This is a genomic window from Pseudomonas sp. P129 (assembly GCF_020312195.1).
GTDB classification, from domain to species: Bacteria; Pseudomonadota; Gammaproteobacteria; order Pseudomonadales; family Pseudomonadaceae; genus Aquipseudomonas; species Aquipseudomonas fragariae.
The window spans coordinates 223,631-247,667 of record NZ_JAGPYS010000002.1 but is presented as its reverse complement, the minus strand read 5'-3'; the positions used below and the strand labels follow the sequence as shown (position 1 = coordinate 247,667).

Below are 24,037 nucleotides of genomic sequence, written 5' to 3'. Positions count from 1 at the left end.
TGATCGCGAGTGCCTGGCCGGTTTCGCCGCGGCCTTGCAGAGCGTGGTCGAACGCCACGACATCCTGCGCACCAGTGTGGTCTGGGAAGGGCTTGAACAGCCGGTACAGGTGGTATGGCGCAACGCGAAACTGAGCCTGGAAGAGGTGGCCATCGATCCGCTCGACGGTGACGTGCTGACACGACTGCGCGAGCGTTTTGACCCGCGTCACTATCGCCTGGACATCGGCCAGGCGCCGCTGATGCGCATCGCCTACGCCGAGGACAACACCCACCAGCGTCTGGTCGGCATGTTGCTGTTCCACCATCTGGCGCTGGATCACACCTCGCTGGAAGTGGTGGTGGAGGAAATGCAGGCCAGCCTGCAGGGGCAGATCGAGCAATTGCCGACCCCGGTGCCTTATCGCAACCATGTGGCCCAGGCGCGTCTGGGTATCAGCCAGGCCGAGCACGAAGCGTTTTTCCGCGACATGCTCGGCGACATCGACGAACCGACCCTGGCTTACGGCATACAGGACGTGCAGGGCGATGGCAGTGGTATCGAGGAAGTGCATCAGGTGCTCGACAGCCAGCTGAGCAGCCGTATACGCAGTATTGCGCGGCAGTTGGGAGTTAGCGCTGCCAGTCTGGCGCACCTGGCATGGGCTCAGGTGGCAGGTCGGGTTTCGGGCCGTGAAGAAGTGGTGTTCGGTACCGTACTGATGGGCCGCATGCAGGGCGGCAACGGTGCCGACCGGGCGCTGGGAATGTTCATCAACACCTTGCCGCTGCGCATCAGCGTCGGCAGCCAGAGCGCTCTGGCGGCGGTCAAGGTCACTCACCAGCGCCTGTCGGCGCTGCTGGGGCATGAGCATGCCTCGCTGTCGCTGGCCCAGCGCTGCAGCGGCGTGCCCGGTTCGCTGCCGCTGTTCAGCACCTTGCTCAACTACCGCCACAGCAACGGCAGTGCGGCTTCGAGCGAAACATTGTCAGCCTGGCAGGGCATTCAGACCCTGAGTATGGAGGAACGCACCAACTATCCGTTGTGCCTGAACGTCGATGACCTGGGCGATGACTTCATGCTCACCATTCAGGCCGTCAAGCAAATCAGTGCCACGCGCATCGGCGAGTACATGCAGGTTGCACTGCGCAGCCTGGTGCAAGCGCTGGAACACACGCCGCAAGCAGCGCTGAACAGCCTGCCGATATTGCCGGACGATGAGCGCGAGCTATTACTGGCGGGGTTTAATGACACTGCCCACCCTTATCCGCGCGACGTACTGATCCACCAATTGATCGAACAACAGGCCGCCCAGCGTCCGGATGCCTGCGCAGTACGTGGCGACAGCGGGCCGTTGCTCACTTACGCCGAACTCAACCAGCAGGCCAACCAGCTCGCCCATCGCCTGATCGAACTGGCCGTGGAGCCGGATACGCGGGTCGCAGTCAGCCTGCGTCGCGGCGCGGAAATGGTCGTGGCGCTGTTGGGTATTCTCAAGGCCGGTGGCGCCTATGTACCGATCGACCCTGACCTGCCCAGCGCTCGCCAGGCTTATATGCTCAGCGACAGCGCCCCCCGTGCGCTGCTGACCAGCCAGGATCTGCTTGCAAGTCTGCCAGCCCTTAGCGTTCCGGCGCTGGTGCTCGATGGCCACGATGACAGCGCCCAGCTTGCCTCACAGCCGATCAACAACCCGGATGCCAAGGCGCTGGGCCTGCAGCCGAATCACCTGGCCTATGTGCTGTACACTTCAGGTTCCACCGGCACGCCCAAAGGCGTGATGAACGAACACCTGGGCGTGGTCAACCGCTTGCTCTGGGCGCGCGACGCCTATCAGGTGAACAGTCAGGATCGCGTACTGCAAAAGACCCCGTTCGGTTTCGACGTGTCGGTCTGGGAGTTTTTCCTGCCGCTGCTGACCGGTGCCGAACTGGTCATGGCCCGTCCCGGTGGCCATCAGGATCCGGACTATCTGGCGCAGGTGATGAGTGACGCGGGCATTACCCTGCTGCACTTCGTGCCCTCGATGCTCGATGTGTTTCTGGAACACCGCTCAACCCGCGACTTCCCGCAACTGCGCCGCGTGCTGTGCAGTGGCGAGGCCTTGCCTCGTGCGTTGCAGCGCCGTTTCGAGCAACAGCTCAAGGGCGTTGAACTGCACAACCTGTATGGCCCGACCGAAGCGGCCATCGACGTTACCGCCTGGGAATGTCGTCCGACGGATCCGGGCGAAAGCGTGCCCATCGGCCGCCCGATTGCCAACATTCAGATGCACGTACTCGATGCCTTGGGCCAGCTGCAACCATTGGGTGTGGCCGGTGAGCTGCACATTGGCGGTATCGGCGTGGCGCGGGGTTACCTGAATCAGCCGGACCTGAGTGCCGAGCGTTTCATCGCCGACCCGTTTTCCGAAGACCCGCAGGCACGCCTGTACAAAACCGGCGACGTCGGTCGCTGGCTGACCAATGGCGCGCTGGAATACCTGGGCCGCAACGACTTTCAGGTGAAGATCCGCGGCTTGCGTATCGAAATCGGCGAAATCGAGGCGGCGCTGGCCAAACACCCGGCGGTCCACGAAGCGGTGGTCACTGCTCGCGAAGACATACCCGGCGACAAACGTCTGGTGGCTTACTACACGCAGTCTGCCGAGCACACTGCTGTCGATCTCGAAACCCTGCGCGGTCACCTGCAGCAACAGTTGCCTGAATACATGGTTCCGGCCATTTATGTACTGCTCGAGGCCATGCCATTGACGTCCAACGGCAAGCTGGATCGCAAGGCGCTGCCGGCACCCGACGGTGACGCGCTGATCAGCCGTGGCTACGAAGCCCCACAAGGCGAAATCGAGGAGCAGATCGCGGTTATCTGGCAAGACCTGCTGGGCGTCGAGCAGGTCGGTCGTCACGACCATTTCTTCGAACTCGGCGGTCACTCGCTGCTGGCGGTCAGCCTGACCGGGCGTATGCGCCAGTTGGGCCTCAGCGCCGATGTACGCGTACTGTTCAGCCAGCCGACCCTGGCTGCACTGGCCGCAGCCGTGGGCGGTGGCACCGAGATCGTGGTGCCCGCCAACCTGATCAGCGAGGACTGCCAACGCATTACGCCTGAGCTGCTGCCATTGGCCAACCTGACCCAGGCGCAGATCGATCAAGTCGTCGCAACCGTGCCGGGTGGCGTGACCAATGTGCAGGACATCTACCCGCTGGCGCCGTTGCAGGCAGGCATTCTTTATCACCATCTGGCCGCCGAAATCGGTGACCCCTATGTGTTACAGACGCAGTTCGCCTTTGATAACCGCGAGCGCCTGAACGCCTTCGTTCAAGCGTTGCAAATGGTCATCGACCGTCACGACATTCTGCGCACCAGCGTGGTATGGGACGGTCTGGAGTCACCGGTGCAAGTGGTCTGGCGTCAGGCACAGTTGCACCTTGATGCACTTGAGCTTGATCCGGCTGACGGCGATATCGGTGCGCAACTGCACAGCCGCTTTGACCCGCGTCACTACCGCCTGAACATCGGCCAGGCACCTTTGATGCGTGTGGCCTATGCCGAAGACCCGCTCAACCAGCGCATCTGCGCGATGCTGCTGTTCCATCACATGGCGCTGGACCACGTCGCGCTGGAAGTGGTGAAGCATGAAATGCAGGCATGGCTGGCAGGCGAGGCCGACACTCTGGCGGCGTCGGTACCCGTGCCGTATCGCAACTATGTGGCCCAGGCACGCCTGGGTGTCAGCCAGGCCGATCACGAAACATTTTTCCGCGACATGCTCGACGACATCGACGAGCCGACGCTGCCGTTCGGTTTGCAGGATGTGCAGGGTGAAGGTCGCGACATCGAGGAAGCCAGCCTGGCGCTGGACCCTCAACTCAACCTGCGCCTGCGTGCTCAAGCCCGCCAGCAAGGGGTGAGTGCCGCGAGCCTGGTGCATCTGGCCTGGGCCCAGGTGCTGGGCAAGGTGTCAAACAGGCAGGATGTGGTGTTCGGTACTGTACTGATGGGCCGGATGCAGGGTGGCGAAGGTGCCGAGCGAGCCTTGGGGATGTTCATCAACACCTTGCCGCTGCGGGTTTCAGTGGGTGAGCAGGGTGTGCGTGACGGGGTCAAGGCCACTCATAAGCGCCTGACTGCATTGCTCGGTCACGAACATGCCTCACTGGCGTTGGCCCAGCGTTGCAGCGGTGTTGCCGCGCCGGCGCCCTTGTTCAGCGCACTGCTCAACTATCGCCACAGTGGGGTCGGCAGTGTGTCCGCCCAGGCCATGCAGGCCTGGCAGGGCATCGCGGTCCTCAGCGGTGAAGAACGCACCAACTACCCACTGACCTTGAACGTCGACGATCTGGGCGAAGGGTTCAGCCTGACGGCGTTGGTGGTTTCGTCAATCGGCGCGCAACGTGTGTGCGGCTACATGCACACGGCACTGGAAAACCTGTTGACGGCGCTGGAGCAGACGCCAGAAACGTCATTGCAAGGTTTGTCGATCCTGCCAGTTGTCGAGCGCGAGCAGTTGCTGGTGGCGTTCAACGACACCGCACTGGATTACCCGCAGCAGCAGACCATTCACGGGATGTTCGAAGCCCAGGTCGAGCGCACGCCGGAAGGCGTGGCAGTGGTCCACGGCGAGCAGCGCCTGACGTATCGCGAGCTCAACCAGCAGGCCAACCGCCTGGCTCATGCGTTGATCAAGCAGGGCGTGCAGCCGGATTCCCGCGTCGGAATCTGTGTTGAACGTGGCGCCGCGATGGTCGTCGGTTTGCTGGCGATCCTCAAGGCGGGCGGCGGTTACGTGCCGCTCGACCCGGCTTATCCAGCGGAACGTATTGCCTACATGTTGCAGGACAGCGCTCCGGCCGCAGTACTGGCCCAAACCGCGACTCAGGGCCTGCTGGCCGACGTTTCGGTACCTGTGATCAATCTTGATCTGAGCGATTGGCAGGACGAATCCGTCCAGAATCCGCAGGTGCCAGGGCTGACTTCAGCGCATCTGGCGTACCTGATCTACACATCCGGCTCCACCGGCCTGCCGAAAGGCGTGATGATCGAACACCGCAACACCGTGAACTTCCTGAGCTGGGCGCACACCGCTTTCGACGGCTCTGCACTGGAAAAAACGCTGTTCTCCACTTCGCTGAACTTTGACCTTGCGGTCTACGAGTGCTTCGCGCCGCTGACCTCGGGTGGCAGCATTGAGGTCGTCAAGAACGTGCTGGAACTGCAACACGGCGAGCACGATATCGGCCTGATCAACACCGTGCCGTCAGCGCTCAAGGCCTTGCTGGACGTTGATGGCTTGCCGAGGTCGGTACACACCGTGAACGTGGCCGGTGAAGCGCTCAAGCGCAGTCTGGTAGAAAACCTGTTCGAAAAAACAGGCGTGCAGCGCCTGTGCAACCTATATGGCCCCTCGGAAACCACTACCTACTCAAGCTGGGTGGCGATGGACCGCGAAGATGGCTTCGCTGCGCACATCGGCAAGCCGGTTGGTAATACGCAGTTTTACCTGCTGGACGAGCAACAGCAGCCCGTGCCACTGGGTGTCGCGGGTGAAATCTACATCGGCGGTGCAGGTGTGACGCGCGGTTATCTGAACCGCGACGACCTGACCGCCGAGCGCTTCCTCAAAGACCCGTTCAGCCAAAACCCGGCTGCACGCATGTACCGCACCGGCGATCTTGGCCGCTACCTGCCAGACGGCAATATCGAATATCTGGGCCGTAACGACGATCAAGTGAAAATCCGCGGCTTCCGCATCGAGCTCGGCGAGATCGATGCACGCCTGGCCAAACACCCGGCGGTCCACGAAGCGGTGGTCACTGCCCGCGAAGACATTCCCGGCGACAAGCGTCTGGTGGCTTATTACACCCTGGCGTCCGGGCACACCTCGGCGGACATCGACAGCCTGCGCGGCTGGCTACAGGAGCAATTGCCGGCCTACATGATCCCGGTGGCCTATGTGCTGCTCGATGCACTGCCACTGACGCCAAACGGCAAGCTGGACCGCAAGGCCTTGCCGGCACCGGAAGCCGATGCACTGATCAGCCGTGGTTCTGAAGCCCCACAAGGCGAAACCGAAACGCAGATCGCGGCTATCTGGCAAGACCTGCTGGGCGTTGCTCAGGTCGGTCGTCACGACAACTTCTTCGAGCTGGGCGGTCATTCGCTGCTGGCCGTCAGCCTGATCGGGCGTATGCGTCAGTCGGGCTTGAGCTCGGACGTACGCGTGCTATTCGGTCAGCCGACGCTGGCGGCGCTGGCAGCAGCAGTTGGCGGCGGCACGGAAATCGTGGTGCCCGCCAATCTGATTACCGAGCACTGCGAACACATCACCCCGGACCTGCTGCCGCTGGCCGACCTGACCCAGGCGCAGATCGATCAGGTGGTCGCCAGCGTGCCGGGCGGCGTGGCGAATGTGCAGGACATCTACCCGCTGTCGCCGTTGCAGGAAGGCATCCTCTATCACCACCTCAGCGCTGAGCGCGGAGATCCGTATTTGCTGCAATCGCTGTTCGCCTTCGACAGCCAGGAGCATGTCGACGACTTTGCCCGCGCCTTGCAGTTCGTGATCCAGCGCCATGACATTCTGCGCACCGCACTGGTCTGGGAGGGGCTGGACGAACCGATGCAAGTGGTCTGGCGTCAGGCGTTGCTGATGCGTGAAAGCTTTGACCCGGACCCGCAAGGCGGCGACGTCGCGACACAGTTGCACCAGCGTTTCGACTCCCGCCACCAGCGTCTGGACATTCGTCGGGCGCCGATGATGCGTCTTGTACATGCCTGGGATGAGCCAAACCAGCGCTGGCTGGGCTGGCTGCAGTTCCATCATCTGGTCATGGACCATACCACGCTGGAAGTAGTGCGCCATGAGATGCAGGCCTGCCTGCTGGGGCAGGGTGCTCAACTGGGCTTGACGGTGCCATATCGCAATTACATCGCTCAGGTCCGCCTGGGCATGAGTCAGGAGGAACATGAGGCGTTCTTCCGCGACATGTTGAGTGACGTTGACGAGGCGACGCTGCCGTTTGGTTTGCAAGAGGTGCAAGGTGACGGTCATGACATCGAAGAAGGCTGTCTGGCGTTGGATCTGGAGCTCAGCCGTCGTTTGCGCGCTCAGTCCCGTCAACTGGGCGTAAGTGCCGCGAGCCTGGTCCACCTGGCCTGGGCGCAGCTGTTGAGCAAGGCCTCGGGGCGTGACGACGTAGTGTTCGGCACCGTGCTGCTGGGCCGGATGCAAGGTGGTGAAGGCTCAGAACGGGCGCTGGGCGTGTTTATCAACACCTTGCCGCTGCGTGTGAGTCTGGGCGACCAAGGCGTGCGTGACGGGGTCAAGGCCACGCACCGACGGCTGACCGCATTACTCGGGCATGAACACGCGTCTCTGGCGCTGGCCCAGCGTTGCAGTGGCGTGGTCGCACCGGCTCCGTTGTTCAGCGCGCTGCTCAACTATCGCCACACCAGCGTTGCCGTGACCGATGAGACGCTGACGGCCTGGAATGGCATGCACGCCCTGGCGCTGGGCGATGAAGAACGCACCAACTATCCATTGACCCTCAACGTCGATGACCGGGGCGAAGACTTCCTGTTGACCGTACAGACTGTACCGCTGATCGACGGCGCACGTATCTGCGCCTACATGCAGCAAACCTTGAGCAATCTGGTCAACGCGCTGGAGCAGGCACCGCAGACCCCGTTGCACGCCATTGCGATACTGCCGGACAGCGAGCGCGAGCAGTTGCTTGAACAGTGGAAGCAGCCCGGCAGTACCTACACGAGCGAGACCTGCACGAGCGAGACACCGATTCATCTGCAATTCGAAGCCCGCGCCGCGCAACAGCCAGACGCCGTGGCGCTGGTGTTCGAAGCGCAGACCCTGAGCTACGGCGAACTCAACGCCCGCGCCAACCAGGTTGCCCATCGCCTGCTGGCTCACGGCGTTCGTCCGGATGATCGGGTGGCGATCTGCGTCGAACGCGGTCCGGCGATGATCATCGGCTTGCTGGGTATTCTCAAATCCGGCGCTGGATACGTGCCACTGGACCCGGCATACCCCCTTGAACGGCTGGCCTACACCCTTGGTGACAGCGCGCCAGTAGCGTTGTTGAGTCAGCGGTCAGTGCAGAGCACCTTGCCAGCCTCGGAAGTGCCGGTGATCAGTCTCGACGATGACTTGCAGGGCGAATCCGTCTGCAATCCGCAGGTGCCGGTAAAGCCCACCAACCTGGCTTATGTGATCTACACCTCCGGCTCCACCGGTCTGCCCAAGGGTGTGATGGTCGAGCATCGCAACGTTGCGCGGCTGTTTTCGGCCACCGAAGAGTGGTTCGGCTTCAATGAACAGGATGTCTGGGCGCTGTTCCATTCGTTCGCCTTCGACTTCTCGGTCTGGGAAATCTGGGGCGCGCTGCTGCACGGCGGCCGTCTGTTGATCATCCCGCAACTGGTCAGCCGCTCGCCCGAAGACTTCTATAACCTGCTGTGCAGTGCCGGGGTGACGGTGCTCAACCAGACGCCAAGTGCGTTCCGTCAGCTGATTGCTGCCCAGGCTGAGAACACTCAGGCACATTCGCTGCGTCAGGTTATTTTCGGTGGTGAAGCGCTGGAAACGGCGATGCTCAAGCCGTGGTACGCCCGGCAAGCGAACGCCGGTACACAACTGGTAAATATGTACGGCATCACCGAAACCACGGTGCATGTGACTTATTACCCGTTGCAGCCCGAAGACGCCCAGCGTCTTGGCGCCAGCCCGATCGGCAGGCGCATTCCCGACTTGCAGCTGTATGTTCTCGATGCCCGCGGCGAGCCGGTGCCGGTGGGTGTGGTCGGCGAACTGTATGTCGGCGGCGCCGGTGTGGCTCGGGGCTACCTGAACCGTGAAGCACTGACGGCCGAACGTTTCCTCGACAACCCGTTCAGCCACGCAGCGGATGCGCGGATGTACCGTACCGGCGACCTGGGACGCTGGCTGGCCGACGGTAGCCTTGAATACCTGGGGCGCAACGATGAGCAGGTGAAGATTCGTGGTTTCCGTATCGAACTGGGCGAGATCGAAGCGCGTCTGGCTGAATGTCCTGACGTCCGCGATGCCGTTGTGTTGTGTCGTGAGGATGTGCCCGGCGACAAGCGTCTGGTGGCCTATGTCACGGCGCAGCAGCCGGAGAGCCTGCTGGACATCGAAAGCCTGCGCGAGCATCTGCAGAGTGCATTGCCGGAGCACATGGTGCCCGCAGCCTACGTGCAACTCGATGAGTTGCCACTGACGGCCAACGGCAAGCTCGATCGCCGGGCGTTGCCGGTGCCCGACCGCTCGGCGCTGGCCAGTCGTGGCTACGCAGCACCTGAAAACGACACCGAGATGGCCATTGCGCGGATCTGGCAAGACCTGCTGCAACTGGAGCAGGTCGGTCGGCATGACAACTTCTTCGAACTGGGCGGTCACTCACTGCTGGCCGTGAAACTGATCGAGCGCATGCGCCAGATTGATCTGGTTGCCGATGTGCGCGTGCTGTTCAGTCAGCCGACCCTGTCCGCCCTGGCGGCGGCGGTGGGCGGCAAGGGTGCAGTGGAAGTACCCGCCAACCTTATTCCCGCCGGCTGCGAGCGCATCACCCCGGACATGCTGCCTCTGGCAGCGTTGAGCCAGGATGATATCGACCGCGTGGTGGCAAGTGTGCCCGGCGGTCTGGCCAACGTGCAGGATATTTACGCTCTGGCGCCGCTGCAGGAAGGGATTTTGTATCACCACCTTGCCGCGACCGAGGGTGACCCGTATCTGCAATACGCACTGTTTGCCTTTGACAGCCTCGAACGTCTGCACAGTTTCGCCCAGGCACTGCAAGGCGTGATCGACCGGCACGATATCCTGCGCACCGCTGTGCTTTGGGAGCGTCTCGATGCAGCGGTGCAAGTGATCTGGCGTGAAGCGCCTCTGGGTATGGATGAGTGGGTACTGAACCCGGCCGATGGCGACATCGCCGAACAACTGCTCAAGCGTCTGGACCCTCGTCACACGCGTCTGGACATTCGTCAGGCGCCGATGTTACGCATCGGCTATGCACATGACGCGGAAAACGACCGCTGGCTGGGCATGCTGCTGTTCCATCACCTGGTGGACGACGCCACATCGCTGCGCACTCTCAGCAGCGAAATCGAGTCGTACATGCTCGGGCAGCAGGCCTCTCTGCCACCGTCCGTGCCTTACCGCAATTACGTGGCGCAAGCCATGCTCGGCGTGAGCCGCGAGGAGCACGAAGCGTTTTTCCGCGACATGCTCGGTGACATCGATGAGCCGACGCTGCCGTTCGGCCTGCTGGACGTGCAGGGCGACGGTCGCGGTATCGAGGAGGTGCACCAGCCGGTCGATATGGACCTGAGCCGCCGCCTGCGCTTGCAGGCCCGGCAGTTCGGGGTCAGCTCCGCCAGTCTGTATCACCTGGCATGGGCACGTGTTCTGGGCGCTGTGTCAGGCAAAGAGGAGGTGGTGTTCGGCACCGTATTGCTCGGCCGCCTGCAGGGTGGTGCCGGGTCTGACCGGGCGCTGGGGATGTTCATCAACACCTTGCCGTTGCGTGTCACGCTGGGCGAGCAGGGCGTGCGCAGCGGTCTGAAGGCTACCCACGCCAGGCTCAGCGGGCTGCTTGCCCATGAACACGCCTCGCTGGTACTGGCACAGCGTTGCAGTGGCGTGGCCGCTTCAACGCCGCTGTTCAGCGCCTTGCTCAACTACCGGCATGTCGCCGGTCAGGCCAACCAGCAGACACTGGACGCCTGGCAAGGCATTGAAAGCCTGCGTGGCGAAGAACGCACCAACTATCCGCTGACCCTTTCAGTAAACGATGAGGGAACGGGCTTCAGTTTGACGATTCAAGCCAGTGCCTGCATCGATGCGCAACGCATCTGCGCGTATGTGCAGACCACTCTGGAGAATGTGGTCAGCGCACTGGAACAGTCCGGCGAAGTGCCGCTGGCAGGTTTGTCGGTTCTGTCGGCGGCGGAGCGTGAGCATCTGGTGTATGGCCTGAACGCTACCGCGCTGGATTACTCGCAGCAGCAGACCATCCATGGGATGTTCGAAGCACAGGTCGAGCGCACGCCTCAGGCGCTGGCAGTGGTCCACGGCGAGCAGCGCCTGACGTATCGCGAGCTTAACGAGCAGGCCAACCGTCTGGCGCATGCGTTGATCAAGCAAGGCGTGCAGCCGGATTCCCGCGTCGGCATCTGCGTTGAGCGCGGTGCGGATATGGTCGTCGGTTTGCTGGCGATTCTCAAGGCGGGCGGCGGGTATGTGCCGCTGGATCCGGCTTATCCGGCGGAACGTATTGCCTACATGTTGCAGGATAGCGCTCCGGCCGCAGTACTGGCTCAAACCGCTACTCAAGGCCTGCTGGCCGACGTTTCGGTACCTGTCATCAATCTGGATCTGAGCAATTGGCAGGACCAATCCGTCCAGAATCCGCAGGTGCCTGGTCTGACTTCTGCGCATCTTGCGTACCTGATCTACACCTCGGGTTCGACCGGTCTGCCGAAAGGCGTGATGATCGAACACCGCAACACCGTGAATTTCCTGACCTGGGCGCACAGTGCTTTCGACGCCTCGGCGCTGGAAAAAACGCTGTTCTCCACCTCATTGAATTTCGACCTGGCGGTCTACGAGTGTTTTGCGCCGCTGACCTCGGGCGGCAGCATCGAAATCGTCAAGAACGTGCTGGAACTGCAACACGGCGAACACGATATCGGCCTGATCAACACCGTACCGTCGGCGCTGAAAGCGCTGCTGGAAGTCAACGGCCTGCCGGAATCGGTGCACACCGTGAACGTGGCCGGTGAAGCGCTCAAGCGCAGCCTGGTGGAAAATCTGTTCGAAAAAACCGGTGTGCAGCGCCTTTGCAACCTCTATGGTCCTTCGGAAACCACCACCTACTCAAGCTGGGTGGCGATGGATCGCGAAGTCGGCTTCGCTCCTCATATCGGCAAGCCCGTCGGCAATACACAGTTCTACCTGCTGGATGAACAGCAACAGCCTGTGCCGCTGGGCGTCGCGGGTGAAATCTACATCGGTGGTGCCGGTGTGGCGCGGGGTTATCTGAACCGCGACGACCTCACTGCCGAGCGCTTTGTCAAAGATCCGTTCAGCCCGCAGCCAGCGGCACGCATGTACCGCACCGGCGATCTTGGCCGCTACCTGCCAGACGGCAATATCGAATACCTCGGTCGTAACGACGATCAGGTGAAAATCCGCGGCTTCCGCATCGAACTGGGCGAGATCGATGCACGCCTGGCCAAACACCCGGCCATTCATGAAGCCGTGGTGGCTGCACGCGAAGATGTACCGGGCGACAAGTGTCTGGTGGCCTATTACACCCTGAGCGCAGGCCATGCTTCGGTAGACATCGACAGCCTGCGCGGCTGGCTGCAGGAGCAATTGCCGGCCTACATGATCCCGGTGGCCTATGTACTGCTCGATGCACTGCCACTGACCCCGAATGGCAAGCTGGACCGCAAAGCCTTGCCGGCACCGGACGCCGATGCACTGATCCGTCGTGATTACGAAGCCCCACAGGGCGAAACCGAAACCCTGCTGGCGCAAATCTGGAGCGACTTGCTCCAGCTTGAACGCGTCAGCCGTCACGACCAGTTCTTCGAGCTGGGCGGCCATTCATTGCTGGCGATGCGCCTGATTTCGCAGATTCGCCAGCAGTTGGGCGTCGAACTGAGCCTGGCCGCGTTGTTTGCCCACCCCGAGCTGAGCGCACTGGCGCTGGCCATCGCCCAGGCAGGACGCAGCATCCTGCCGGATATCGTGCCGGTGGCACGCGATCAGGCCTGGCCATTGTCGTTCGGCCAGCAACGTCTGTGGTTCCTCGCCAAGATGGAAGGCGCCAGCGCGGCCTACCACATGCCTGTCGGTCTGGGCCTGCGTGGCGAGCTGGATCGCGCGGCGATGCAACGGGCGCTGGAGCGCATCGTGGCGCGCCATGAGGGCTTGCGCACCACCTTCATTCAGGGCGATGACGAACAGCCATTGCAACGGATCAGCCCGGCGGATGCCGGCTTCAACCTGCAACTGCATGATCTGCAAGGGCTGGTGGATGCCAAGGAGAAGCTTCAGGCACTGGCCAGCGAAGAGTCGCTGCAAGGCTTCGATCTGGAACAGGGCCCGTTGATCCGTGGCCGCCTGATCCGTATGGCCGAGGACCATCACGTCCTGTTGCTGACCATGCACCACATCGTTTCCGACGGCTGGTCGATTGGCGTGCTGACCCGTGAACTGGCCGCGCTCTATGCGGCATTCAGCCAGGGCCAGGACGACCCGCTGGCGCCACTGACGCTGCAATACCTGGACTACGCAGTGTGGCAGCGTCGCTGGCTGAGCGGCGATCTGCTGCAGCAACAAAGCGACTACTGGCAGCAAACCCTGGCAGACGCTCCGGCGCTGCTGATGTTGCCCACCGACCGGGTACGTCCGGCGCAGCAGGACTATGCCGGCGCGGTGCTGCCCATCGTTTTCGACGAGGATCTGACTCGCGGCCTCAAGGCCTTGAGCCAACGTCACGGCAGCACCCTGTTCATGACCGTCATGGCCGCCTGGGCTGCGCTGCTGGGGCGTCTGTCCGGTCAGGACGATGTGGTCATCGGCACGCCAGTGGCCAACCGCACACGCAGTGAAGCCGAAGGGCTGGTGGGCCTGTTCGTCAATACCCTGGCGATCCGCGTCGACCTCAGCGACAAGCCCACGGCAGAGACTCTGCTGGCGCAGGTCAAGACCAACACCTTAGGCGCCCAGGACCATCAGGACCTGCCGTTCGAACAAGTGGTGGAAGTGATCAAGCCGGTGCGCAGCCTATCGCACAGCCCGGTGTTCCAGGCCATGCTCAGCTGGCAGGACATGAGCGGCGGGGATTTGGTCCTCGGCGATCTGCAACTGGAAAGCCTGAGCGCAGGCCATACACTGTCCAAGTTCGATCTCTCGCTGGACATCGGCGAAGCGCAGGGTCAGCTGCTTGGTTCGCTGGAGTACGCCACCGCGTTGTTCGATGAAAGCACCATCGCCCGTTATCTGGGCTACCTGAAGCGCTTGCTGCACGCCATGGTCGCCGATGACCGCCAGGTGCTGGAACATGTGCCACTGCTTGATGCGGTGGAGCGCAAGCATCTGCTGATCGACCTTAACGCTACCAACGTGCCTTACCCGCAAGACGCCACGATTCATCAGCTGTTCGAAGAAAAGGTCCGGGCACAGCCCGAGGCCATCGCCGTGGCTTTCCAGGCGCAGCGCTTGAGCTATGCCGACTTGAACCGTCAGGCCAACCGTCTGGCTCATCACCTGATCAGCCTCGGCATCGGCCCTGATGATCGGGTGGCGATCTGCGTCGAACGCGGGGTGAAAATGATAGTCGGCCTGCTCGGCGTGCTCAAAGCCGGTGCTGCCTATGTGCCGCTTGACCCGGCTTACCCCGCCGAGCGCTTGGCCTACATGATCAACGACAGTCAGCCAGCAGCATTGCTCACCCAGCGCGGCTTGCAGGAGCGGTTGCCCGCACTGTCCATGCCGCTGGTATTGCTCGACGACGAGCATTGCCAGGGCTTCACCGAGTGTGATGACAACCCGGTCGTACCGACCCTCGGCGTGCGCAACCTGGCGTATGTGATCTACACCTCCGGTTCCACCGGCAACCCGAAGGGCGTGATGATCGAACACCGCGGCCTGGTCAACTACAGCGTCGATGCTGCACGCCTGTTCGGCCTGTCCCAGAGCGACACGGTGCTGCAACAAAACACCCTTAACTTCGACCTGTCGGTGGAGGAGATCTTCCCGGCACTTCTGGCCGGTGCCACCCTGGCGCCAAGCCGCGAGATATTCGGCAGTGAAGGCACTGAAAATCACGGCATTTACCCGACCGTTCTGCACTTGACCGCTGCGCACTGGCACACGTTGGTGGCCGAATGGCACAACCAGCCGCAGGCTGCTGAACAACGCCTGGCCGAGGTGCGCCTGATCAACGTCACCGGTGACGCATTGTCGGCACAGAAACTCAAGCTCTGGGATGAGGTGCGCCCGGCACACACGCGCCTGATCAACACCTATGGCCCGACCGAGGCGACGGTGTCCTGCACCGCCGCCTACGTCAGCCACGACGCTGCCGCTGGCAGCGAAGGCAGCGGTAACGCGACCATCGGCAAGCCGATGGCCAACACCCGCATCTACCTGCTCGACGCTCACCAGCAGCCGGTGCCATACGGCGTGGCCGGTGAGATTTTCATCGGTAGCGACGGCGTGGCACGCGGTTACCTGAACCTTGAAGAGGTCAATGCCGAGCGTTTCCTCGCTGATCCGTTCAGCAACAGCCCTGATGCCAGGATGTACAAAACCGGTGACCTGGCACGCTACATGGCCGACGGTCGTATCGAGTACCTGGGGCGTAACGACTTCCAGGTCAAGGTGCGCGGTTTCCGTATCGAACTGGGCGAAATCGAAGCCCGTCTCGGCAATTGCAAAGGGGTCAAGGAAGCGGTGGTGATCGCTCGGGAGGACAATCCCGGTGAAAAACGTCTCGTGGCCTACGTGATCGCCCAGCCACAAGCGAACCTGGATGCCGCCAGCCTGCGCGCTGAGCTGGCGCCGCAACTGGCCGAGTACATGCTGCCAAGTGCGTTCGTGCTGCTTGATGCACTGCCGCTGACGCCGAATCGCAAGCTCGATCGCAAGGCCCTGCCGGCCCCGGCGGACGATGCCTTTGCCAGTCGTGAACATGTCGCCCCGCAAGGCACCAGCGAAAAAGCCCTGGCGCAGATCTGGCAGAACCTGCTCAACCTGGAAGCAGTAGGGCGTCATGACCACTTCTTCGAACTGGGCGGGCACTCGCTGCTGGCAATGCGCCTGATTTCCCAGGTGCGTCAGCGCATGGGCGTCGAGCTGAGTCTGGCGGACATCTTCGCCCAACCGGAACTGGCGGCGCTGGCTCAGGTAGTGGCGCACGCTGCCGGCAGCAGCCAGCAGCCCATCGTGCCGGTGTCCCGCGATCAGTCCTTGCCGCTGTCGTTTGCCCAGCAACGCCTGTGGTTCCTCGCGCAGCTGGACGGCGGCAGTGCGGCTTATCACATTCCAGCCGGTCTGCGTCTGCGCGGCAGCCTCGATCAAGTCGCCCTGAAGCGGGCGCTGGACCGTATCGTTGCGCGCCACGAGGCATTGCGTACGACCTTTGTCCAGGAGCAGGACCAGGATCCGCTGCAGTGCATCGCCCCGGCCGATATCGGCTTCAGCCTGCAACTGCAGGTGCTGAACGGGCAGGCGGATGCGGAACAACAACTGCTCGCCATCGCCGCCGAAGAGGCCGAAGAGGGCTTCGATCTGGTGAACGGGCCGCTGGTGCGCGGACGCCTGGTGCGCATGGCCGATGACGACCATGTGTTGCTGGTGACCATGCACCACATCGTCTCTGACGGCTGGTCCGCTGGCGTGTTGACCCGTGAACTGGGCCTGCTCTATGCAGCGTTCAGCGAAGGCGCCGAGGATCCGTTGCCTGCGTTGCCGGTGCAATACGCCGATTATGCGCTGTGGCAGCGCAACTGGCTGAGCGGCGACGTGCTGCAGCAACAGCGCCAGTACTGGCAGCAGACTCTGGCCGGCGCGCCGGCCTTGCTGACCTTGCCGACCGACCGGCCACGCCCGGCACAACAGGACTACAGCGGTCAGTTGCTCGGGCTGGTACTCGACGCCGACCTGACCCGTGGCCTCAAGGCGCTGAGCCAGCGGCATGGCAGCAGCCTGTTCATGACGGTCATGGCCGCATGGGCTGCGCTGCTGGGACGTCTGGCCGGTCAGGACGACGTGGTCATCGGTACGCCGGTGGCCAACCGCATGCGCGCCGAGGTGGAGGACCTGATCGGGTTCTTCGTCAACACCCTGGCCGTGCGCGTCGACCTCTCGGGGACACCGAGCGTGCAAAGTCTGTTGCAGCAGGTCAAACAGCAGACCCTGGCCGCCCAGGCGAATCAGGACCTGCCGTTCGAACAGGTGGTTGAGGTGGTGCGCCCGCAGCGCAGCCTGTCCCACAGCCCGATTTTCCAGGCCATGTTGTCGTGGCAGAACAACGAAACGTCCGATCTGGCGCTTGGCGACATGAGCCTGCAGGGCGTCGCAGTGGCTGGCCATACCGCCAAGTTCGACCTGACGCTGGACATGACCGAGGTCGGCGATCAATTGATCGGCACCCTGGAATACGCCACGGCACTGTTCGACGAAAGCACCCTGCAGCGCTACATGGGCTACTTCCAGCGCTTGCTGGAAGCCATGGTCGCCGACGACCGCCAGTTGCTGGAACAGGTGCCGTTGCTCGATGCGGTGGAACGCCAGCATCTACTGGTCGACCTCAATGCTACCGACGTGCCTTACCCGCACGACTGCACGATTCATCAGCTGTTCGAAGCAAAGGTTCAGGCACAGCCCGACGCCATCGCCGTGGCCTTCCAGGCGCAGCGCTTGAGTTATGCCGAACTGAACCGTCAGGCCAACCGTCTGGCTCATCACCTGATCGGCCTGGGCATTGGCCCTGACGATCGGGTGGCGATCTGTGTCGAGCGTGGCGTGGAAATGATGATCGGCCTGCTCGGTGTGCTCAAGGCAGGGGCGGCTTATGTACCACTTGACCCCGCCTATCCGGCCGAGCGCCTGGCATACATGATCACCGACAGCCAGCCAGCGGCGTTGCTGACCCAGCGTGATCTGCAGAAGCGCTTGCCAACCCTGACCTTGCCGCTGGTGCTGCTCGACGATGATCAGCGCAACACCTTTACCGAGCGTGACGATAACCCGGTGGTGGAAGCCCTCGGCGTGCGCAACCTGGCGTATGTGATCTACACCTCGGGCTCCACTGGCAATCCGAAAGGGGTGATGATCGAGCATCGCGGTCTGGTCAACTACAGCACCGATGCGGCGCGCCTGTTTGGCCTGGCCCCGACAGACACCGTGCTGCAACAGAACACCCTGAACTTCGACCTGTCGGTAGAAGAGATCTTCCCGGCGCTGCTGGCCGGGGCATCTCTGGCACCAAGTCGCGAGATCTTCGGCAGTGAGGGGACTGAAAATCACGGTATTTACCCGACCGTTCTGCACTTGACTGCTGCGCACTGGCACACGCTGGTGGCCGAATGGCACAACCAGCCGCAGGCTGCAGCGCAACGCCTGGCCGAGGTCCGTTTGATCAACGTCACCGGCGACGCATTGTCGGCACAGAAGCTCAAGCTCTGGGACGAGGTGCGCCCGGCGCACACCCGTCTGATCAACACCTATGGCCCGACCGAGGCGACGGTGTCCTGCACCGCCGCCTACGTCAGCCACGATGCTATAGCTGGCAGCGAAGGCAGCGGTAACGCGACCATTGGCAAGCCGATGGCCAACACGCGTATCTACCTGCTTGATGCCCATCAACAGCCGGTGCCGTATGGCGTGGCCGGTGAGATCTTCATTGGTGGCGACGGCGTGGCACGGGGTTACCTGAGTCTTGAAGAGGTCAAGGCCGAACGCTTCCTCGCGGACCCGTTCAGCAACAGCCCTGAGGCCAGGATGTACAAAACCGGCGATTTGGCACGCTACATGGCCGACGGTCGGATCGAGTACCTGGGTCGTAACGACTTCCAGGTCAAGGTGCGCGGTTTCCGTATCGAGCTGGGTGAAATCGAAGCCCGTCTCGGCAATTGCACCGGGGTCAAGGAAGCGGTGGTGATCGCTCGGGAAGACACTCCGGGAGACAAACGCCTGGTGGCTTATGTGGTCGGTCAGCCACAAGCGAGCCTGGATGCCGCCAGCCTGCGCGCTGAGCTGGCGCCGCAGCTGGCCGAGTACATGCTGCCGAGTGCGTTCGTGATCCTCGACGCCTTGCCATTGACGCCGAACCGCAAGCTCGATCGCAAGGCGCTGCCGGCTCCGCAAGCCGAGGCCTTTGCCAGCCGTGAACATGTGGAACCGCAAGGCGACACCGAGATGGCGCTGGCGCAGATCTGGCAGAACCTGCTCAACCTTGAACAGGTGGGCCGTCATGACCAGTTCTTCGAGCTCGGCGGGCACTCGCTGCTGGCGATGCGCCTGATTTCCCAGGTGCGCCAGCACTTGGGTGTCGAGCTGGGCCTGGCGGATATCTTCGCCCAGCCTGAACTGGCCGCCATGGCACGCATACTCGCCGACGCCAAAGGCAGCAGCCAGCCGCCTATCGTGCCGGTGTCCCGCGACCAGACCTTGCCGCTGTCGTTTGCCCAGCAGCGTCTGTGGTTCCTCGCACAGCTGGAGGGCGGCAGCGCGGCTTACCATATTCCGGCAGGGCTGCGTCTACGTGGCACTCTGGATAACCCTGCGCTGAAACGCGCGCTGGACCGTATCGTCGCCCGCCACGAAGTGCTGCGTACGACCTTCGTGCAAGTGCATGGCGAGGACGTTGCACAACACATAGCCTCGGCCGATATCGGTTTCAGCCTGCAACTGCAGGTGCTGACCGGGCAGGCGGATGCTGAAGAGCAGCTGCTCGCCATCACCGCTGAAGAAGCCAACGAAGGCTTCGATCTGCTCAACGGTCCGCTGGTACGCGGACGGCTGGTGCGCATGGCCGAGGACGATCACGTGTTGCTGGTGACCATGCACCATATCGTCTCCGACGGCTGGTCCGCGGATGTATTGACCCGTGAGCTGAGTGCGCTCTATGCCGCGTTCAGTGCCGGTGCCGAGGATCCGTTGCCCACCTTGCCGGTGCAATACGCCGACTATGCCGTGTGGCAGCGCAACTGGCTGAGCGGCGACGTGCTGCAGCAACAGCGTCAATACTGGCAGCAGACCCTGGGCGGTGCACCAGCCTTGCTGACCTTGCCGACCGACCGGCCGCGCCCGGCACAACAGGACTACAGCGGCAATATTCGCGGCCTGGTGCTCGATGCCGAGCTGACCCTTGGCCTCAAGGCCCTGAGCCAGCGGCATGGCAGCACGCTGTTCATGACCGTGATGGTCGCATGGGCCTCGCTGCTGGGGCGTCTGGCCGGTCAGGATGATGTGGTGATCGGTACGCCGGTGGCCAACCGCCTGCGTGCCGAAGTGGAGGACCTGATCGGGTTCTTCGTCAACACCCTGGCGATACGCGTCGATCTCTCCGGCGCACCGAGCGTCGAAGCGTTGATGCAGCAGGTCAAGCGTCAGACGCTGGCAGCGCAGAGCCATCAGGACCTGCCGTTCGAACAGGTGGTCGAGGTGGTTCGTCCGCAACGCAGCCTGTCCCACAGCCCGATCTTCCAAGCGATGTTGTCCTGGCAGAACAACGAAACGTCCGACCTCTCGCTCGGCGCCATGAACCTGCAAGGCGTGGCGGTAAACGACCACACGGCCAAGTTCGATCTGGTGCTGGACATGACCGAGGTTGGCGGTCAATTGATCGGCACGCTGGAATACGCCACGGCGCTGTTCGACGAAAGCACCATGGACCGTTACCTGGGCTATTTCCAGCGCCTGCTGGAAGCCATGGTCGCCAATGAACACCGCATACTGGAACACGTGCCATTGGTGGATGCGGTCGAGCGCGAGCACCTGTTGACCGGTCTCAATGCAACCGACCGCGCTTACCCTCAGGGTCAGTTGATGCATCGCCTTTTCGAGGCGCATGCAGCGTCTCGACCTCAAGCGATTGCGGCCCGTCAGGGCGAGCAGACGCTGACCTACGCCGAACTCGACAGCCGCGCCAACGCCCTGGCTCAGCACTTGCGCCAGCACGGTGTGAAAGCGGGAGCCCGAGTGGCGATCCTGCTGGATCGTTCGGTGGAGCTGCTGACCAGTATGCTGGCCACGCTCAAGTGCGGCGCGGCGTACCTGGCGCTGGATCGCCTGGCCCCCGAAGAACGTGTGCGCTTCATGCTCGAGGACAGCGAAGCACTCATGTTGCTGACCCGCAGCGAACTGACAGCACCTGAAACGACGCCGCGACTCGATCTGGACACCCTGGATCTATCAGTGGCCGGCCAAGGGCCAGTCGCGCTTGCAGCTGAAGTCGCAGGCGAGACCCCGGCGTGCATCATCTACACCTCCGGCTCCACCGGCATACCGAAGGGCGTAATCGTGACCCACAACGGCATCGTGCGGCTGGTGCGGGATAACTACGACTTCCGTGCCGATGACCGCGTGGCGTTTTCTTCCAACCCGGCGTTCGACGCCAGCAGCCCGGAGATCTGGGGTGCGTTGCTCAATGGCGGCCAGTCGATAATCGTCGAGCCTTCCGTGTTGCTTGAGCCGGCTGCCTTTGCCGCCCTGCTCAAACGCCACGCAGTCACGGTGATGTTCAGCTCGACCGCCTTGTTCAACCTGTATGCCGGGTTGATTCCCGAAGCCCTGGCCGGCTTGCGCATGCTGGAGTGCGGTGGCGAACGGGCGGATCCGGCGTCGTTCCGCCGGGTGCGTGAGCACTCGTCCCAAGTGCGCCTGTTCAACGGCTATGGCCCAACCGAGGCCACTACGTGCGCCACTCGTTACGAAGTGTTTGATGTGCAGCCAGGCACCCTGAGCCTGCCGATCGGCAAACCCAACGCCAACGTGCGCATCTATCTGCTCGACGTTTGCGGCGAGCCGGTGCCGATGGGCAGCGTCGGCGAGATCTACATCGGCGGTGTCGGGGTCGCGCTTGGCTACCTGAATCGCCCGGAACTGAGCGCCGAACGCTTCAGCGACGACCCGTTCAGTCAGCAGGCAGGCGCGCGGCTCTATCGCACTGGCGACCTGGCGCGCTGGTTGCCGGACGGCAACCTCGAATACCTGGCGCGTAACGATGGCCAGGTGAAGGTCCGCGGCTTCCGCGTCGAGCTTGGGGAAGTCGAAAGCAGCCTGCATGGGTGCGATGGCGTGCGTAACTCCGTGGTGGTGGCGCGCGAAGACAGCCCGGGCGACACGCGTCTGGTGGCGTATTACACCGTGCACGCTGACGTTGAAGCCCCCGAGCCGGAGGCCCTGCGTGCACAACTGAGCGCCAGCTTGCCGGAATACATGGTCCCGAGCGTCTTCATCTGCCTGCCAGACTTGCCGCTGACGCTCAATGGCAAGGTGGACGTCCAGGCATTGCCAGCGCCGACAGCGGATCAGTTCGCGAGCCATGCGTTTGAAGCCCCGGCAGGGGAGTTGGAGATTCGTCTGGCGAAAGCCTGGGCGGAGGTACTCGAATTACAGCAGGTGGGACGTCATGACAGCTTCTTCGATCTCGGCGGTCACTCGCTGATGGCCGTGCGACTGGTCAACCAACTGGTGCAGAGTGGCTTGGCGGTGTCCCTGGCCGACGTTTTCCAGCACGCCAGCGTGGCCGCCCTGGCCAGCCTGCTGGGCAGCCGCAGCGAAGAGGTTGCAGCGCAGCTTCATGAGCAACTGGTGCCGGTGCGCACCTCCGGCAACCAGCGTCCATTGTTCCTGGTCCACGAGTTCACCGGCCAGGATGTGCACTTCGCGGCGCTGGCGGTTCACATCGACAGCGATATTCCGGTCTACGGGTTGAGCGGCATCCCGCTCGGTCAGGAACAGTTGCTGACCATGGAATGCCTGGCGACGCGCTTGCTGGGGGCGATGCGCAGTGTTCAGCCGCACGGACCTTATCGCCTGGCGGGCTGGTCGTTCGGTGGGCTTCTGGCCTACGAAATCGCCATCCAGCTGGAGGGCATGGACGAGCAGGTAGAGTTTATCGGCATGCTCGACACCTACATGCCGCGCCTGGTGGATCAGGGTCGCGAGCGCTGGGACCTGAAGACCGCCCACCGTCAGCACCTGCTGGAACACTGCGAGCAGTTCTGGAAAGCCCGCGGCGAATGCGCGCAGGCTCTAGAGGCCCTGGAGCGAGTGCGTGCAAACCGCCAGGACTTTGATTTCGCCGGGCTCCTGCAGCACTGCCGTGAGCAGGGCGTACTGCCGCCGGAGCTGGACATCTACACGAACGAGGGTCTTTGCCAGTACCTCGACCGAGAGGTGGCTCACGGTCATGCGCAGGCCAATTACACGGTTTACCCCAACAGCGTGCCGCTGCACCTGTTCACTGCCAGCGAGTGGCAACCCAACTCACAGAAACACAGCGGTTACCTGGGTTGGGACAGCGTCCTGCCCGTCAGTCAGTTGCGCAGTATCAAGGTTGCGGGCGATCACATGAGCATGATGAAGCCGCCGCATATCGAGGGCCTGGGTCAGGCGATCAGCCAGGCGCTGGCTGATCTGCCCGATCGGCCACGGGAGGCTGACAGCGCCCACCGGCCGTTGCTGACGATTCAGGGCGGACGTCGCGACCACGCGCCAGTGTTCTGCGTACCGGGGGCAGGGGACAGTGTGACCGGCTTCATCGGTCTGGCCGAGGCATTAGGCCCGCACTGGCCGATCCACGGGCTGCAACCGCGCGGGCTGGATGGCCGCACGGTGCCTTACAGCCTGGTGGAAACCGCCGCCGAGGCGTATCTGCAAGCACTCGACAGCACTCACCCCGAAGGGCCGGTGCATCTGCTCGGTCATTCGTTCGGCGGCTGGGTGGCCTTCGAAATGGCCCAGCGCCTGACGGCACGCGGCCGCGAAGTGGCTTCGCTGACACTGATCGACAGCGAGTCGCCGGGCGGCAACGGGGTGGTGGGCAAACCTTACACCGCGATAGGCGTACTGGAACGTTTGATCGAGACCATGGAACTGGCTGCGGGCAAGTCGCTGGGCATTGATCGTGCGGCCTTCCGGGCCCAAGACGATGTCGGCCAGATGCGCTTGTTGCATGCCGGGATGGTGCGCGCAGGGATGTTGCCGCAGCGTTCGTCGCCGGACGCAATGCGCGGGCCTGCGCGGGCATTCGGTACGGCGTTGCGTACACGTTATCAACCGTCGCAGATCTACACCGGGCCGGTGCGTCTGGTGCTGGCCGATGACCCGGTGCTGGATGCGGCGGGCAATCAGCGCGAACAACAGGCGATGGTCAGCGGCTGGCGCCAGTGTGCCCCGGATCTCACTGTCTGGCGTGGACCGGGCAACCATTTCACCATCCTCAAGGCGCAGCATGTACGGCATCTGGCGAACTGGTGGCTACCCCATGAATAA

Annotated in this window: 1 protein-coding gene (only partly in view); it reads left to right on the top strand. The window is 62.9% G+C overall.

The genetic code is table 11. The features are described from left to right. A protein-coding gene (gene sypC / locus KBY02_RS06775; RefSeq protein WP_225650065.1) for a syringopeptin non-ribosomal peptide synthetase SypC crosses the window boundary here: on the top strand, nt 1-24,037 show its 3' portion. 16,589 nt of this gene lie to the left of the window's left edge; 24,037 of the gene's 40,626 nt are visible here — the last part of the coding sequence; its start codon lies off the left edge, out of view; its stop codon occupies nt 24,035-24,037.